Annotated in this window: 17 protein-coding genes; 7 read left to right on the top strand and 10 right to left on the bottom strand. The window is 56.0% G+C overall.

Annotated elements, in window-relative coordinates:
- Positions 1-134 precede the first annotated feature (134 nt).
- Positions 135-2,168 carry a class I SAM-dependent methyltransferase gene (locus G565_RS26080; RefSeq protein WP_028671425.1) on the bottom strand — a complete coding sequence of 678 codons (2,034 nt, stop codon included), beginning with the start codon at positions 2,166-2,168 and terminating at the stop codon, positions 135-137.
- A 399-nt stretch (positions 2,169-2,567) separates the two neighbouring features.
- Here G565_RS26080 and fliS point away from each other — a divergent pair, with 399 nt between their 5' ends.
- The 5 genes from fliS (at position 2,568) to G565_RS0113660 (ending at position 7,977) form a co-directional block, all read left to right on the top strand.
- A complete protein-coding gene (fliS, locus tag G565_RS0113680; protein WP_245584183.1) occupies positions 2,568-3,008 on the top strand; it encodes a flagellar export chaperone FliS in 441 nt (146 codons plus the stop codon).
- A 1-nt stretch (position 3,009) separates the two neighbouring features.
- Complete coding sequence (locus G565_RS0113675) at positions 3,010-3,345, top strand: hypothetical protein (protein ID WP_028671422.1); 336 nt, start codon at positions 3,010-3,012, stop codon at positions 3,343-3,345.
- 382 nt (positions 3,346-3,727) lie between these two features.
- Positions 3,728-5,176: a sigma-54 dependent transcriptional regulator gene (locus G565_RS0113670; protein WP_028671421.1), complete on the top strand. Its 1,449-nt coding sequence runs from the start codon at positions 3,728-3,730 to the stop codon at positions 5,174-5,176.
- 122 nt (positions 5,177-5,298) lie between these two features.
- Positions 5,299-6,501 carry a sensor histidine kinase gene (locus tag G565_RS0113665; protein WP_037339254.1) on the top strand — a complete coding sequence of 401 codons (1,203 nt, stop codon included), beginning with the start codon at positions 5,299-5,301 and terminating at the stop codon, positions 6,499-6,501.
- 54 nt (positions 6,502-6,555) lie between these two features.
- A complete protein-coding gene (locus tag G565_RS0113660) occupies positions 6,556-7,977 on the top strand; it encodes a sigma-54-dependent transcriptional regulator (protein ID WP_028671419.1) in 1,422 nt (473 codons plus the stop codon).
- A gap of 215 nt (positions 7,978-8,192) precedes the next feature.
- Here the strand turns inward: G565_RS0113660 and G565_RS0113655 are convergent, their stop codons facing one another.
- The 4 genes from G565_RS0113655 to G565_RS0113635 all read right to left on the bottom strand — a co-directional run bounded on the left by G565_RS0113655 (position 8,193) and on the right by G565_RS0113635 (position 11,075).
- Positions 8,193-8,405, bottom strand: coding sequence for a Trm112 family protein (locus G565_RS0113655; RefSeq protein ID WP_245584185.1), 213 nt, complete (start codon positions 8,403-8,405; stop codon positions 8,193-8,195).
- A complete protein-coding gene (gene yidD, locus G565_RS24160) occupies positions 8,395-8,718 on the bottom strand; it encodes a membrane protein insertion efficiency factor YidD (RefSeq protein ID WP_051207898.1) in 324 nt (107 codons plus the stop codon). Before yidD ends, G565_RS0113655 begins: the two co-directional genes overlap by 11 nt.
- Before the next feature lie 28 nt (positions 8,719-8,746).
- The gene (cysS, locus tag G565_RS0113645) at positions 8,747-10,132 is read right to left on the bottom strand and encodes a cysteine--tRNA ligase (RefSeq protein ID WP_028671417.1); all 1,386 of its coding nucleotides are present in this window, start codon (positions 10,130-10,132) and stop codon (positions 8,747-8,749) included.
- A gap of 79 nt (positions 10,133-10,211) precedes the next feature.
- Positions 10,212-11,075 (bottom strand): 6-carboxytetrahydropterin synthase, encoded by an 864-nt coding sequence (locus G565_RS0113635; RefSeq protein ID WP_028671416.1) that lies wholly within the window; start codon positions 11,073-11,075, stop codon positions 10,212-10,214.
- Positions 11,076-11,341: 266 nt separating this feature from the next.
- Between G565_RS0113635 and G565_RS26805 the strand changes: the two genes are divergently transcribed.
- A complete protein-coding gene (locus G565_RS26805; protein WP_157600087.1) occupies positions 11,342-11,530 on the top strand; it encodes a hypothetical protein in 189 nt (62 codons plus the stop codon).
- On the opposite strand, the gene greB is transcribed toward G565_RS26805, so the two are convergent.
- The 5 genes from greB to G565_RS0113610 all read right to left on the bottom strand — a co-directional run bounded on the left by greB (position 11,496) and on the right by G565_RS0113610 (position 15,505).
- The gene (gene greB / locus G565_RS0113630) at positions 11,496-12,014 is read right to left on the bottom strand and encodes a transcription elongation factor GreB (protein WP_028671415.1); all 519 of its coding nucleotides are present in this window, start codon (positions 12,012-12,014) and stop codon (positions 11,496-11,498) included. The two genes, G565_RS26805 and greB, sit on opposite strands and share 35 nt — an antisense overlap.
- Positions 12,011-14,038 carry a bifunctional tRNA (5-methylaminomethyl-2-thiouridine)(34)-methyltransferase MnmC2/FAD-dependent 5-carboxymethylaminomethyl-2-thiouridine(34) oxidoreductase MnmC1 gene (gene mnmC / locus G565_RS0113625; RefSeq protein ID WP_051207896.1) on the bottom strand — a complete coding sequence of 676 codons (2,028 nt, stop codon included), beginning with the start codon at positions 14,036-14,038 and terminating at the stop codon, positions 12,011-12,013. Before mnmC ends, greB begins: the two co-directional genes overlap by 4 nt.
- Before the next feature lie 17 nt (positions 14,039-14,055).
- Positions 14,056-14,406, bottom strand: coding sequence for a hypothetical protein (locus G565_RS0113620; protein ID WP_157600086.1), 351 nt, complete (start codon positions 14,404-14,406; stop codon positions 14,056-14,058).
- 6 nt (positions 14,407-14,412) lie between these two features.
- Positions 14,413-15,090: a TIGR04211 family SH3 domain-containing protein gene (locus tag G565_RS0113615; protein WP_028671412.1), complete on the bottom strand. Its 678-nt coding sequence runs from the start codon at positions 15,088-15,090 to the stop codon at positions 14,413-14,415.
- Between the two features lie 115 nt (positions 15,091-15,205).
- Positions 15,206-15,505 carry a YciI family protein gene (locus G565_RS0113610; RefSeq protein WP_028671411.1) on the bottom strand — a complete coding sequence of 100 codons (300 nt, stop codon included), beginning with the start codon at positions 15,503-15,505 and terminating at the stop codon, positions 15,206-15,208.
- 95 nt (positions 15,506-15,600) lie between these two features.
- Between G565_RS0113610 and G565_RS0113605 the strand changes: the two genes are divergently transcribed.
- Positions 15,601-16,452 carry a PHP domain-containing protein gene (locus G565_RS0113605; RefSeq protein ID WP_028671410.1) on the top strand — a complete coding sequence of 284 codons (852 nt, stop codon included), beginning with the start codon at positions 15,601-15,603 and terminating at the stop codon, positions 16,450-16,452.
- Positions 16,453-16,500: the final 48 nt, after the last annotated feature.

Below are 16,500 nucleotides of genomic sequence, written 5' to 3'. Positions count from 1 at the left end.
CTCATTATTAAAAGAGCGCAGTCCTCTGCGCGAGCCGGGGACCCTTGGCTGGTTTAACAGGACCACTAGGGTCACCGGTGAGTTGTGCTTTCCATCGCCTCGCGGCGGTGTCTTATTCGGCTCATTGGTTTGCCTTAATCGTTCGGTTGAACGTAGAACTGCAACATGCCTGCAAACGTATCCGGGTGGGTTTTTTCAAACGCCTCCCAGTCACTCAGGTTCGTCAGGGCGGGGCGTTGGTTGTTTACACTGGCCAGGAATGCCTGGCGCGCATCCGGTGACAACACAAACCCCAGAAACTTGAGTGAGTGTTGGTCCAGCATGGCTTTGATGCGAGCCGGCGAGTAGCAATGTTCCTGGACGTGGAACAGCAAGTCGCGGCAGCCGCTGGTCGAATAGAAGTCTCGGCTTTTCAACAGCGCGCTGTAATCGCCTTCCAGTCTCTTTTGCAGAAGATGTTCGCGAAAGCGGCGGATGTCGGCCTGGCGCGCGGTATAACCCAGTCTCTCAATCTGTTGCTGCGCCTGGCTTACAATGCGCCGGGCGCGTTTACTGTAGAGTCCGATCTTCAGTAGTCCGTTTGTTTCCAGTCGTCTCTGAAGCGCTTTAAGGCCGTTTTCGGGATCGCTCATGTGATGCAGGACGCCTGAGCATTCGATGACATGAAAACGCTCATCGAGGCGGTCGAGTTCGAGAATATCGGCCTGTAAAAAACGAATGTTGTGAATGCCATAGCGATCGGCCATACGTCTGGAGTAGGCCAGGCTACGTGCGCTGAGGTCAATGGCCGTGACTTCGACGTTGCGGAAGTACCGGGCAACATGCAGGGCGTGACGACCCGTTCCAGAGCCAGCGATCAGAATTCTGATGGTTCCCATATTGAAGAACTGCGGTGCCCTGAAGCCTTCGAGCTCGGCTTCAAGCGCCCGGCCGTAGTTGGTCGGGGTGTTGTACCCCAGGTGTAACCATCGAGGGTAGGGGTTTTCTTCGTATTGCTGGCGAACCTCCCGGGAAATGGTGTCGCTGATCGGTGTCAGTTGTTCGATCTCCAGCGCAAGCGTCATTTCTTCGCGCAGTTCGTTCACACACCGGCGGATAATAGGCCGGACGTAACTCGGCCAGCGGTTCAGTGCAATACGCGAGAGTTGTTCGCTCTGTTTTAGCAAATGCAGTGGTTCATACATGCCGTACATTAGCAGAGCACTGTTCAGGTCTGCAGGCTGGGGTTCCGGGGTAGAAAGGGCCGTATCCAGCAGATCCTTAAGGGCGCTGAGCAGAGATTGCTCTTCATCATCCTGCGCCCAGACGTGCTCATTGTGCATACCCTGAACCACAAAAGCGGCTGCCAGGCGCAATAAAGCGGGATCGGAAAATTGCTGGGCAAGGCAATTCAGCAGCACCTGTTTACGCACCTGAGTCAGAAAGTCTTCCAGATCTGCATGACTGAAGTAGAGCGTATTGAGGGCGAGGCCGAGCATGTCATCCCGGGCGAGATCCTGAAGATCGACGACGGAGTCCGGATCATCGAGCCGGTATTTGTGCCGCAATAGAGAGGCCGTCAGCGGTGCCAGGCCATCGTGATCGACTTTGTCGAGCTTGAGCCAGCGAATGACGTCCTCGGCGAGAGCCGGCTGGAAGCTGTCGGCCTGAATATGTCGCGAGACATCAAACAGTTTGGCACGAATGTGCGCATCGTCCGGGTGAAGCTTGAACAGTTGCCGGTAACCGTTGAATGCCTGGACCACATTGCCCTGGCGCGCAAAGGTGTAGACGAGGGAGGTAGCGGCCCGGGTTTCCCCCGGAGCCAGATCGAGGCTGCGACTGAAGTGGGCCAGAGCGTCGTCATAGTGGCCGGTTGCCAGCTTGACATGACCCAGGGAGTACCAGCAACTGGCATCTTCCGGTGCCTGGTTAAGCGCAAATTGCAGGTAGTGCTCGGCCCGCTCGTAGAACCCTTCGTCCAGAGCAATCCGTCCCAGCAGGTTCAACGCCGGAGAGTAGTCGGGTTGACGGTCGAGCAGCTGCTGGGCAATCACCCGGGCCTGACCGCGATATTGCGCGGTGTGTTCATTGCTCACCCGGTCGCTCAGGCTCAACTCGTAATACTGCCGTGCCTGTTGATCCAGGTCAGCCAGGGTGTCGTTAGGTGTGGCCGTCGACAGAGTCATTGTCTGTCCTGGTGTCGCCAGCGCCTGCGATGAGTGTCTCATAACGCACCTTTATCGGTGAGCGGCTGCGCCGCTGCCAGTGTCGGGCGGTCAATGCTTGACCGCCAGTCGTGAAAAAGCGGCAAGGAGTCTCCGGTTTGAGGCGGGACTGGCCGTTTTTTCGATCATTGAATGGGGTATTGCCAAGGTTGTGCCAGTTTTCCAATCCGGCGTTGCCTTTTCCATTGTTGCGCGCAGTAAGCCAGGCCAGTGCTGCAAAAAAACCTCAACAAATCCGGCACAGTGCCGCTACATGGATTAAGCTTGTCCGGCGACCAGTGATTCGCGCAGGGCCTGGGGGAAAAGTGTTCAGAGCTACTCCCGGGTCAGGGCCAATCAACGCTTACCGGGGAGGCTGAGGTGAAAAAAACATCCAGTGGTCTGAGAGGAAACGCTATGTACGCACAGGGGATTAAGCAGTACCAGTCGGTCAGTACTGAAACCTCCATTATGGACGCCGACCCCCACAAGTTAATTCAATTGTTGTTCGAAGGTGCGCTTGCCCGAATTTCCACCGCTAAGGGGCATATGGCTCGCAAGGAATACGACAAAAAGTCCAGAATGATTAATTCTGCGATCGATATTGTCGGAGGTCTTCAGGACAGTCTGAACACCGACACCGGTGAGTTAGCTCTGAATCTTGAGCGCCTTTACGACTATATGTTGCGCCGCTTGTTTGAAGCCAATGCCCGCAACGACGAAGCCATTCTGGATGAAGTGGCGGGGCTGTTGTCTCAAATAAAAATGTCTTGGGATGCCATCCGTGACCAGACGCTGGCCCAGAACCAGCCGGGGGAATAGGATGGCATCGCTGCAACCCATCCCGGATAACCCGTCTCCGGTGCCGGAAGTTACGCTGATGGCTCAAACCAACGACTTGATCGTGCGGGGCTTTGAATTGCAGGATATGCAGTCGCTGGATGACCTGGAAAGTTGGGATGGCGCTGTCAATGATGTCTTATCTGTCATTAATGATCAGGTTCTGAATACGGGCTTGGCGAGCCCGGCGCTCAAACGTCGAATTGAGTGTTTGCTTGAGTTATATGTTTCAGTGCTGGCCAGCCTGTCAGAGATGCAGCATACCCGATCGGCACAGGCGGCCGATCTGCGTCAACAGCGTCGGTTGATTTCAGGCTGAAGGCAGGCAGTATGGCCATGGCCCATATTACGCCCTACGGGTTTGTCAGATTCAAGGGCGCGCGCGATGAGGCCAGCTGTCTTAATGTCGGGACGTTGGCCGGTCTTAAGCACTTATAGAGTCCAATTCCGTCTGTTCTAATCCATTGACCGTTAATAGGCTGTTGCATTCTGTGTTCTGTTACATGGAACTAGACGTTTTTCTATGGTAAGCCACTGAAAATAAAGGCATTATCGGGTTTTTGGCGCAGTTTGCCTGAATCCGCCGTGAGTTTGACAGGGCGGGAGTCTCGGTCTTTACTGTTTCGATACAGTCAAATTCCTGACGTGGAATATCGGGACTGGTGCCATCTCAGCCGTTTTGATGTGAGGAAATGTTCCCAATGTGGCGTGAAATTAAGCTTCTGGTAGTAGACGATGATGATCAACGTCGTCGGGACATTAAGGTAATTCTGGATTTTTTGGGTGAAGTGAACGTCACACTCAGCAGTGACAACTGGCAGGAGCAGGCAGTCGCTGAGCTGGGAGGAACCGATGAACTGGTTGCGGTGGTCGTTGGCACCACCCAGCTGTCTCTGGCTCGTATGGTGCAGGCTGTAGCGGAATGGGATGAAGGCTTGCCCGTCATTCTGATGTCGGAGCACCCCGAATACGAATTACTGGACGACAGTTTGCGCCATCGGGTGATCGCGCGCTTGTCGATGCCGCCAACCTACAACAAATTACTCGATACCTTGCATCGTGCCCAGATGTATCGCGAACAATTTGATCTAACCCGGGGGCGGGGTCAGCGTCGTGAAGTCAACTTGTTCCGGTCTCTGGTAGGCACTAGCCGTGGCGTGCAGCAAGTACGCGAAATGATGACGCAGGTGGCGGACAAAGAAGTGACCGTCATGATTCAGGGCGAAAGCGGCACCGGTAAAGAAGTGGTCGCGCGCAATCTCCACTATAACTCTCATCGGCGGCACAAGCCTTTTGTACCGGTCAATTGTGGGGCTATTCCAGCCGAACTGATTGAGAGCGAGCTGTTTGGCCATGAAAAAGGTGCTTTCACCGGCGCTATTACCTCCCGTGCAGGCAGGTTTGAAATGGCTGAAGGTGGCACGCTGTTTCTGGATGAAATCGGCGATTTACCGCTTAACATGCAGGTCAAGTTATTGCGCGTGTTGCAGGAGCGGACCTTCGAGCGGGTGGGGGGCAATAAGACCTACAACTGCGACATTCGAGTCATTGCGGCGACCCACCGAAACCTGGAGCAGATGATCGAGGAAAACACCTTTCGCGAAGATCTCTATTATCGCCTCAATGTCTTTCCAATCGAAATGCCGCCGCTGCGTGAACGTTCCGAAGACGTGCCAGTGTTGCTAAACGAGTTGATCGCCCGGCTGGAAAATGAAAAACGCGGTTCCATTCGTTTTAATTCTGCCGCGGTCATGTCGCTGGTGCGTCATGACTGGCCCGGTAATGTCCGGGAGATGGCGAATCTGGTTGAGCGACTGGCGATCATGCACCCTTACGGTGTGGTCGGTGTTCAGGAGTTGCCTTTGAAATACCGGCACGTCGACGATGGCGATGAGTCGGTTATGCCGCTACCGGCCATGCCAGAATCAGAATCGTTCAGCATAACCCATTCGGAACAGGCCGCCTTGCTGCCGGTGAATGGTCTTGATTTGAAAGAATACCTCACTGAACTGGAACGCAACCTGATTCAACAGGCACTGGATGATGCGCAGGGCGTGGTTGCCCGGGCGGCAGAGAAACTGCACATTCGCCGTACGACGCTGGTTGAGAAAATGCGCAAATACAAGATCAACAAGCGCGAGACTGTTTAGAGCTGTGAGCTGTGAGCTGTGAGCTGTGAGCCAACAGCCAACAGCTCACAATTAACATAAAACCTGGCACCCCTCTTGCTAAACCCCTGTATAGCGCCAAAAATCGGTCACTGGGAGAAGGCATGGGTGTGCCACAATTTGACAACCTCAAGCAACAGCAAGGCTCGGCCGAGATGTCTGAGCAGTCGCTGTCTGATCTGAAACAGGCCTTTGCGACCTTTAATCAGGTGTCCGAGCAACTGACCGAAAGTTACCAGATGCTTGAAAGTCGCGTAGTCGAACTCAGCGGCGAATTGGCGACCGTCAGTGAGCAACGCATGCAGGAGCTGTCGGAAAAGGAGCGGCTCGCTGATCAATTGGAAAGCTTGCTGAATCTGCTGCCGGCTGGGGTCATTGTGATCGACAATACCGGTCGAATTCGCCGGATAAACCCCGCAGCGGAAGCCTTGTTGCGCAACGACGCGACGCCCCGGTTGATTGGTGAACCCTGGGTTCGAATCATCCGTCATGCGTTCAATCCCCGCCAGGATGACGGCCACGAAATCTCTCTGGTCGATGGTCGGCTGGTCAGCATAGAAACCTGTGCGCTGGACAACGCCGGCCAGTTGATTCTGCTTACCGACCAGACCGAGACACGTGCTCTGCAAGCGCAGCTGTCCCGTCATGAACGGCTATCGGCCATGGGGCGTATGGTTGCCTCCTTGGCTCACCAGATCCGCACCCCGCTTTCAGCGGCCATGCTGTACGCCTCCAACCTTAAGAACCCTCGGGTGAGCCAGCCGGTTCGCGAGCAATTCGTCGACAAATTACTCGGCCGGTTGCATCACCTTGAACAGCAAGTGCAGGACATGCTGGTGTTCGTCAAAGGGGAGTGCAAGTTGATCCATAGGGTCACGGTTACGGAACTGTTCGCTGCCATGCAGGACAACCTGTCGGTATTGATTCAACAGCACCCTGAGGCATTGGACTGGAAGGACTCCAGTGATGGGGTTTATGTGCAGTGTCAGAAAGATGCTCTGGTCAGTGCACTGAGCAATCTGGTCACCAATGCTTTCGAAGCCATTCGCGCCAACCCCAGAATTTCTATCATTGCCCGCCTGGAAGCAGGCCGGCTGGCGCTGAGTATTTCAGATAATGGACCGGGTATGGATGACGCGACCCTGAACCAGGTTACCGAACCGTTTTTTACCACCAAAAGCCATGGCACAGGCCTGGGCTTGCCGGTGGTTATGGCCGTTACCCGGGCCCATCAGGGTGACTTTCAGATCAACAGTCAGCCGGGTGAGGGCACCCGGGTTACGTTGACTTTTCCGGTTAACGGCTAATCGCCAGTGTGACCTGTCACGATTCAAAACGCAGACGGGTATGAGGAGAGATGCATGCGAGTACTCATTGTTGAAGACGATGCCAGCCTGAGAGAGGCGGTAAGCGACACATTGAAGTTGTCTGACTATGAAGTCATTGAAGCCGACTGCGGTGAGGCAGCCATTGTGCGGCTCAATGAAGCCCAGGTCGATTTTATCGTCAGTGACGTCAACATGCCCGGCATGGATGGCCACGAATTACTGGCTTATGTACGCCAGAATCAGCCACAGATACCGTTTCTGCTCGTCACCGCTTACGCCACTGTGGAAAAAGCCGTGTCGGCCTTGCACGCTGGTGCGGTCGATTACCTGGTCAAACCGTTCCAGCCAGAACAACTAATTGAATTGTTGGAGCGTCACGGCAACCAGCCTAACAGTGCCATCGATGAGCCAATCGCCAATGAGGTGTCGAGTCAGCAGGTGCTGATGCTGGCTCGAAAAGTGGCCGTGACCGATAGCACGACCCTGATCAGTGGCGAAAGCGGTACCGGTAAGGAGGTGCTGGCGCGTTACATTCATCAGCATTCACCACGAGCACAGCAACCTTTTGTTGCCATTAACTGCGCGGCCATCCCGGAAAATATGCTGGAAGCGACGCTCTTTGGCCATGAGAAAGGTGCCTTTACCGGCGCTATTGCCAGTCAGCCGGGTAAATTTGAGCAGGCCAATGGCGGCACTCTGTTGTTGGATGAAATCTCTGAAATGGACATGGGATTGCAGGCGAAGCTATTGAGGGTATTGCAGGAGCGGGAGGTGGAACGCATTGGCGGTAGAAAGGTCGTTGAGCTGGATGTTCGGGTACTGGCTACCACCAATAGAGACCTGATGCGCGAAGTACAAGCCGGGCGGTTCCGGGAAGATTTGTACTATCGCTTGAACGTGTTTCCGTTGCAATGGCAGCCATTGCGGGCTCGCCGGGGCGACCTCGTACCACTGGCGAACCATTTACTCGCCAAACATGCCAAAAAAATGCATAAACCGCGCGTCGCGCTCGACGATTCAGCCCGTGCCCGGATACTGTCGTACGACTGGCCCGGCAATATTCGGGAACTCGATAACGCCTTGCAACGGGCTCTGATTTTACAGTCTGGCCAGTGGGTAACCGCTCAGGACCTTGGGTTGGAAGGCGAGCACCTTATTGACTTTGAGCCGGCACGCCAACAGGCGTTGGCGCAACACGCTGAAACGATGGTACCGCCATTCACCGCTGATTCGGATGAACCCGGTGAAGCGGGCCCGGCGGTGCATGAATCCATGCAGGTTGACTTGAAACACCGTGAGTTTGATATCATTCTGGATGCCTTACGGGTGACTCAGGGGCGTAAAAACCGGGCCGCAGACAAGCTTGGGATTTCGGCTCGTACCTTGCGGTACAAGCTGGCCAGGATGCGGGAAATTGGTATGGATGTGGATGGCGCTATTGCGGGTATTCGATAGCGGCAAGAGGATAAGGCTGGTGGTCAGCTATGACGGCGGTCAACTCGACGATAGCAGCCAGCGGCCCGTCGGGTGCGTCTGCTGACGATACACCGTAAACCCATCTGTGGGAGCTCGAAGACCGCATTCATGCGGTCTAACGACCTGCAGCAGACGCACCCGTCAGTCCTTTTATAATCCGTGGTCAAAGGGCACTGAATCTTTGCTCTACTGGATTAAACCAACGAGCTTTTCTTGGACAACCAATGTTCATATTCTTCCTGGCCCAGCACCCGGGCTTCGTCTTCCAGCATGACCGGAATGCCATCGCGAATCGGGTAGGCGAGTTTGGCAGCGGTTGAGATGAGCTCTTCATTTTCCCGGTCAAGTTGCAGTGGCGCCTTGGTGACCGGGCAGACCAGAATATTCAGCATTTGTTTATCGATCATCATTGCGTTGGCCCCTGTGGGTACAGTTCGGTGGGTTTGTGGCATCGTCTGGCTGGCGTGCGCTGTTTTCCGGTGGGTCGTCATAGCTTGGCAGAGGTACTCCCGGAACCGGGTCGATGCCGCCTTCGCACCCCGGGTGGCAGCGAGCGATGCGTTTGATGGCAAGCCAGCTGCCCTTGAAAGCACCGTGGTGGCGCAAGGCAATCAGCGCGTATTCCGAGCAAGTCGGGTAGTACCGGCAGCGTGGGCCGAGCAGCGGGCTGATGAAAATGCGGTAGCCTTTTACCAGCGCGATCAGCGGCCATTTCAGCACGATGCCGGCTCCGCTCGTCCCAGGGTGATCAGGCTTCGCGAGACCATTGAGTGCCTTCGCGGGTGTCCTGAATATGTATGCCGGCTTGTTTCAGTTCATCCCTGATATCATCGGCCCGGCCAAAATCTTTTGCTTTTTTCGCATCGAGGCGCTGCTGGATCAGGTTCTCAATGTCCTCAGGCTGAAGGCCAGTGAGCTGTTGTCCGTGAAACCACGTCATCGGATCCTGCTGAGCAATGCCCATAATATCGGTGATGGCGAGCAGCTCACCTTTAAGCTTCGCACGTTCTGTGGCATCAGTCGTCTTGAAAAACTGACCCGTCAGTTCATATAAAGCAGCAATGGCTTTGGGCGTGTTCAGGTCATCCAGCAGCGCCTGGACAGCCTCTAGTGATGACAGGTCTTCTGGCATCACGGCTTCAAGCTGGCTGCTGTCGCGCAGCACGGTGTAGAGCCGATCCAGTGTCTGCCGGCTCTGATTTAACAGTTGCTCCGACCAGTTCAGGTTAGAGCGATAATGGGCTGACAGCAGCGTTAAGCGAACGACTTCTCCCGGCTGTTCACTCAACACATCCCTCAAGACGGTAAAATTGCCCAGCGATTTGGACATTTTCTCGCCTTCAACATCAAGCATGGCGTTGTGCACCCAGTACCGGGCATAACCCTGACTGTCGGGCACGCAGCATATGCCCTGGGCCATTTCGTTCTCATGGTGCGGGAAGACCAGATCGCTGCCGCCGCCATGGATGTCGATGGTATCGCCAAGATGCGCCATGATCATAGCGGTACATTCGATGTGCCAGCCGGGCCGGCCGAGACCCCAGGGGCTGTCCCACCCGGGCAGGTCTTTGGAGGAGGGTTTCCACAACACAAAGTCCATTGGGTGGCGCTTGTACGCTGCGACCTCTACCCGGGCGCCGGCCATCATATCGTCAATGTTGCGGCGCGACAGACGACCGTAGTCTTTCATGGAATCGACAGCAAACAGCACATGACCCTCAGCCTCGTAGGCGTGGCCCCTTTTGATCAGCCGATCGATGATGTCGATGATCTGCGGGATGTGCTCTGTCGCCCGTGGTTGCAGCGTGGGCTCCAGATTGCCCAGTGCGGCCATGTCTTCCTGGTAGGCGGTAGCGTACGTGTCAGCGAAGGTTTTGATATCAACGCCTTCAGCTTTGGCACTGGCGTTAATCTTGTCGTCTACATCGGTTAGATTGCGGGCGAAGATAACGTTCGGAAACTGGGTTTTCAGCACTCGATACAGGAGATCGAATACCACCGCTGAACGACCATTGCCGACGTGGATGTAGTTGTAAACCGTAGGGCCGCAGGCGTAGAAGGTGACTCTGTTCGGGTCGAGCGGTACGAAGGGTTCTTTTTTCCCAGACAGGGTGTTGTAAACAGTCAGCGTCATCTGCGGTTCCGAGGCTCTTTTGAATGAATCATTGAATGGTAATCGGTGTGCAACAGTGTAACACCGCCAGCCAGGGCGGTCATGAGCCGGACTCCGCAATAGCGCCTTTCATGACGCCTTCAAACGCGCGCACGCGCCACCGGTCCCGCGGGTACTCTGTGATCAGGCTGTTGGCCAGGTGGGCGGCAATCAGTTCGACCGTGGTGTCTGTCTTGAGCGTTTCGGTTTGTGCCTGCGGTAACCAGACATCGAACCGCCCCTGTTCAGCATCGTAACCGATGTGGACAAGGTCGGATTCGGAGCTCGCAGCGGCCACAATGTCTTCTTCGGTGATCAGGTAGATGTCCTGAAATCGCTCTGCCCAGTCGCGTTCAATCTCGGTATCCCGTTGATCATTGCGGTGAATCTCGATGCGTGACCGGTGACCGTGGCAAATGCGCTGGCAGTCGCCCTGGTGTTTCTTGAGACCGTGCGAATAGTGGTAAAATGGACCCTCAATCAGCTCACTGCGCAGACGCAAAACGACCTGCGAGACGTTGTCGGGTACCAGGGTATTGAGGTGGGCTTCAAGCGTTGGACGAACCGAGTCGATGCTGATGTCGTCTGTCTCGACCAGATAGACCGCTTCCCGGGGCGATTCATACTGAAAGCGCACGGTACCCCGGGGGTTGTGGTATTGCGCCACAATGCGTTCGCCGTTGTCCGTTTCCTGCAGCGTTAGCCCTGGCAGTTTGGCCGGCAGAACCAGGGTATGGTCCATCCCGGAATCCAGGGCGGCCTTGAGCAGCTTCTTGACGTGTCCGAAATCGAACACCATGCCTTCATCATTGAGGTCGCCCACCAGTTCGACGTCGACGATCCAGCTTTCACCCACCACACCACGGGTGTGATGAAAATAACTGAAGTCCAGTACGGTCAGGTTGTCTACGAAAAGGCGGCTCATTGTGGGTCCGGTCAATAATTGGGCGGCGTAGTTTAGCAGTAAACGACGTAGGACATGAACTGACGCAAAACATTAACTGACGCAGGACATTAACTGACGTAGGACATGGAGGGACGTAACACATTAAAAGACGCACAAGATTGGCCGTATTTAGCGGTTTTAACGTCTTTTCCTGTTTCGCGTCATTCCATGTCCTGCGTCAGCCCATGTTTGGCGTCTTCACATCCATAAGCTAAACTTCTACCAAACCTGTCGGGAACTGTGCTGTGAAAAAAGTCGACCCCTGGCTCGAAGCCGGGCTAAAAGCGCGGGAAATGCGCAAAAGTCTGGGCTATTCCTACCTGGCGGCTGACGAGATCATTCGCAGTATGCGCGCCTTGAGGGAGGCATTACCGCTTCCGGACAGCGCCCGGGCCCTGCCTAAGCCTCCCCTTGAGGAGGAGCCCGATAGCTGACATCGGTGACCCAGTATTCGAACTCACCGGTCGGGGTCTGCACGCGGATCTCGTCATCGATGGTTTTCTTCAGCAGAGCTCGTGCCATGGGCGAGTCGATGCTGATGTAACGGGGGTCTCGGTCGAATTCGTCCGGGCCGACCAGGCGCATCACACGGGGTGACTCTTCCTCATCGACTATGCGTACCCAGGCGCCAAAAAATATTCGGCTCTGGTCATCGGGCAGGGTGGCCACCACCTGCAGCGATTCCAGGCGTTTGGTCAGAAATCTTACCCGGCTGTCGATTTGTCGCAGGCGTTTCTTGCCGTAGATGTACTCGGCATTCTCCGATCGATCCCCTTGTTTGGCGGCGTCCGATACTTCCTGGGTAACCAGGGGGCGCTCCACGTGCCACAATTCGTGTAATTCTGCGCGCATTCGCGATTCGCCCTCGGGCGTAATGTAAGGGCTGCTGCGCGGACGTGGCGGTCGGTAGCGGCTCATCGTTGTCCTCGAATCAGTTGGCGAATGATAAAACGGTTCGGATTCAGGTGATTGGCCACGCTCTGGGCGATGGGCAGGGGTTCACCGGTGATCCAGGCAGCCAGGGTGCGGGATGCCAGAGGAATAGAGCACAACCCTTTCGAACCATGAGCCAGGTTGACCCATAACCCCGAGTGGAAGGGCGGGGCAGGTAAGCGGGCTGTTAATCGTTTGGTCAGGCCTGTTTGATAGAGATGGACAAAGGAATCAACATCCACCAGGGGGCCGGCTTGCGGGAAGTAATCGGGGGAGGCGCAACGCTGGCCTGCCCGTGCATCACGAATCTTTTCATCGCCCGGCAATAGGTCTGGCAGTCGCTGACGGGCGTTGTTCAGGTTGTCGACATCGTCCTGATCGGTCCAGCCCGGCTCGGTTTGGCCCACATGAAAGCTGGCTCCCAGGCTGTGTGCTCCGTCAAAGGCGGGTACCAGATAACGGTCGGAACAGATGACGGCCTTCAGGCCTGCCAGTGTTGGGGTCGACTCAATACGGGTGACCTGACCACCGATGGGTTTCAGCGGTAAATAGTGGCTCTGCGTCAGGCGGTGGGCATTCCAGGCGTTGCATAATATGACCTGGGATGCCACCAGAGTGCGCTCACCCTCGGCGGTTTCGCACTGGACTTGCCAGTGCCCGTTGTCGAGCTGCTTGAGGTCGGTGGCGCGGTGGTGTCGGTGCACTTGAATGAACGGATGCGTTAAACGGTCTTTTACCAGCGCCACAGGCTGAACCCAGCCGCCACCCGGGAAGAATAGCCCTTCACAGGGCAGCGGAACGCCCGCATGAGCCATGGTCTGTTCCTGGTCGACGATATCGGCCAGTTCACCGGCAAAGGGGTTGTGCTGGCGAAGTCGATTAAAGCGGCGAGCTTCCTTATTGCCCTGGTTCAGTTGAAGCAGGCCACATTGCTGATGGGGAACGCTGTCTGGCAAAGCAGCCAGGCGCCGCTGGGCCAGATGCAATGCCTGGGTGTAAAAGCGGTTTACCGGGGTGTCGTCATGAGACAATCGGGCATAAACCGCCCCCTGTAGATTACCCGAGGCACCGCTGGCGACCTCTGCCGACTGCTCCAGTACCGTCACCTCCCAGCCTCGCCGTGCCAGCTCGCGGGCGGTGTGCGCGCCTGCCAAACCGGCGCCTATCACGATGGCTGTGCGCTTGTCGTCTCGGATGCAAGCGCCCGGCCAGAACCACTCGTTTTGCGGCCATAGACCCGGTCGGGGCGGGCCTTGCAAGCCCTCAAACTGACCCAGTAGCATTTGGCGTTTCTTGCCAAAGCCCGGTTTTCGGGTGATGGCAAAACCAGCCCCCCGGAGCCCCGCTTGAACCTGGCTGGCCGAGGTGAATGTCGCGAAAGTGGTGTCCGCGTGGCTTAACCGGGCCATGGACTGGTAGAGCGGCGGTTGCCACATGGCCGGGTTGCGGCTTGGCGTGAAGCCGTCAAGAAACCACGCATCTACCTGGCCGCTCAGTTCAGCGAGGGTGTCGTTGACGTCTCCAAATAAGAGTAGCAGATCGACCTGATCGCTTAATTCGACCAAATGAAAGCCTGGCACCCGGGGCGGGTAATCCGCAACCAGTCGATTGACCCGTTCGGTCAATAAGGGCCACGCCTGTAATGCCTGTTGAATATGAAGGGTCGATAGAGGATAGCGTTCCGTGCTGATAAACGTCAGCCGGGCGGTCGCAGGGGCGGTTTGCTCGAACAATTCCCAGGTGGCCAGGGCGCTCAGGCCCGTGCCAAAACCAGTCTCGGCCACTGTGAAATGGCCGTATTCGGTCAGTCGGGCAAAACGTTGCGCCAGATCGTTGCCCTGCAGGAAAACGAAATCGGTTTCGAGGTAACCGTCGTCGGTCGAGAAATAAACATCGTCAAACCGCGCGCAATGAGGTGAGCCAGCCTCTGTGAATACCAGCTCTGGGCGTTGCATAGCCGGTTGGTTGACCCCGGAATACGTGTCCGGGTCATCGCAAGGTTGCTTCATGAGTGTTTCCCGGGCAATCAGTGCGTTGCCGGCAAGTTCAGCAGTCGGTTAAGCCAGTGTTCAAAATAGTGCTTGGGCAGGACTACATCATCCATCGCAAACCGCTGCAGATCACCCAGGGTATACTGCGTTGCCAGATGCAGCTCCCACTGAACCACTACGTCGTCGGCGATATCCAGCGCCTGTTCCGGACTGGCCGGGATCTGATCATCGGGCTGATGATCGAAATCGTCGGCAAATCGGGCGCACCACTCGACAATCTGAAAATGGCTGAACCGGGACATAGACCCGAGCAACCCCTGACTCAGTAAATCGGCCAGGTTGGATAAGCTATGTGGCTTGACTATAGGCGTGCTGGACCAGGCCATAAAAACCTAAGCCCAGCTATCGCGGCGTTTACTGCGCACTTTAGGCAGCAATACGCCCATGATCAGGCCAAGCACAATCAGGCTGCCACCAGCGATTAGCATGCGGCTTTCACGCGTTTCCCGGGTGTTGGCCAGGTTTTGCCGGGCGACGTCGAGCTCATTACGCAGACTGGCATTTTCTTCGGACAGTTGCTGATTGCGCTGGTCGAGATTGATCGCATCTTCACTGATCTGGGTAATGTCCCGCAACTCGGTCGTTAGGCGTTGGTTTTCTGAACGCAGTGTATCCAGTTCGCCAGTAACATCGCCCCGGTCTGCCAGTAAACTGGTGTAACGCTCATCAAGTTCGGTTACCTGTTCCTGCAGCCGATCGCGCTCAGCGGCCAGAGCCTCCAGTTGCAATTGGGCAGTGGGTTCATTCTGTACAAAACGCTCGGGAATCCAGCCCTCTATGCCTTCTTCGGTGCGTACGTTGTAATAGCCATTTTCCGGATCATCCTGCAAGGTTTCCATGCGGGTGCCTGAGGGTACGGTCTTTAGAATGCGGAACTGATCGCCAGCGCCCGTTCGAACATTGACCCAAAGCTCGTCAATGAGCCACAAGGTAGCGCTACTGGCGGTGCCACTGAACATCAGTGCCAGAGTCAGACCAAGGATCAGGCGGGTTTTGGAGAGCACAGTCATTAATTCAGTTCCCATGATGTCGAAGTTGATTAAACGAGTCTGCTGAGCAGACGTACTAATTGTCGGCGTAGTTTACACCGGCTGGCCGGTTACAAAACAGAGCCAACGGCGTGCGTTAGGGTAATACTTTTTTAAAGGGTTTGATGCTGACTTCGGCATAGACTCCGGCGTCGATGTAGGGGTCTGCGTCCGCCCAGGTACGGGCATCGGCCAGAGAGTCAAACTCGGCGATGATCAGCGAGCCGGTAAAGCCAGCGTCGCCCGGGTCATTGGCTTCCACGGCGGGGTTGGGTCCGGCTAGCAGTAGACGGCCTGCATCTTTCAGGGCTTCAAGTCGTTTGAGGTGCTCACCGCGCGCACTCAGGCGCAAAGAGAGGCTGTCCGGAACGTCTTCACATACAATGGAAAACCACATCATTGAGTCTCCTCGGGCTGGGATGGCCGACAACGGCTCGCAAATCAGGCATCATACGGCACCTGCCTGAATCCTGACAATTAACTAAGGTTTTTATGACCAACATTGCCCACACCTGGGAAATGCACTGCCACAGCACTTTTTCAGACGGAACTTTGTCTGCCCAGGGTGTCTATGATCTTGCACTTGAGCGTCAATTGGAGCATCTGGTGTTAACCGACCACGACACGGCGGCCGGTTACCGCTGGCTGTGCGAGCAGGGCAACTTGTCCCCCTCATTGCAGCTTTGGCCGGGAGCTGAGTTGTCGACAGTCTGGATGAAGCGATCGGTGCACATTGTGGGGATCGGCATGAACGTGACCTCACCGGCCTGGCAAGCGGTCGAGGCACGTTACCATCATGCCCGGGAGACCCGGTTTGAGCGGTTGCTGTTTGTGTTGCGACGGGAGGGGCTGACTCTGGATGAAGCCGCCATTCGCACTCTGGCCAATGGCGCTACATTGGGTCGTCCGCACATTGCGCGTTATCTGGTCGATACAGGCCAGGCGCGAGACAGCGCCCAGGCGTTCAAGCGCTGGCTTGGGAACGGCAAGGTGGGGGATGTCAAACAATCCTGGCCGGAGCTGGAGCAGGCCGTAGCCGATATCACCGATAATGGTGGCTGGGCGGTGTTGGCTCACCCGCACCGATATAAGCTGACCTGGCGCAAACTTGAACAATTGCTGGATGATTTTACCGGGGCTGGTGGTCAGGCGGTGGAAGTCTGCTGCCCGGCAATGCCCCCCGCGATGCGTCAGCGCCTGGTCGACCACTGTTGCGAGCGTAATATCCTGATCGGTGGCGGCAGCGATTTTCACCAGCCGGATGTGCCCTGGGCAAGATTGGGTTTTTATCCGCAATGGCCGTCCCTTGGGCCAAAACTGGTGGATCGTCTGGTGAACGGATGAACAGCGGCCTGTCTGTTTTTGTCCGGTGCGGATGGTTCCGCAGAGGGC

It is taken from the genome of Saccharospirillum impatiens DSM 12546 (assembly GCF_000423605.1).
Classification (GTDB): Bacteria; Pseudomonadota; Gammaproteobacteria; order Pseudomonadales; family Natronospirillaceae; genus Saccharospirillum; species Saccharospirillum impatiens.
This window is presented reverse-complemented; position numbering and strand designations above follow the sequence as displayed.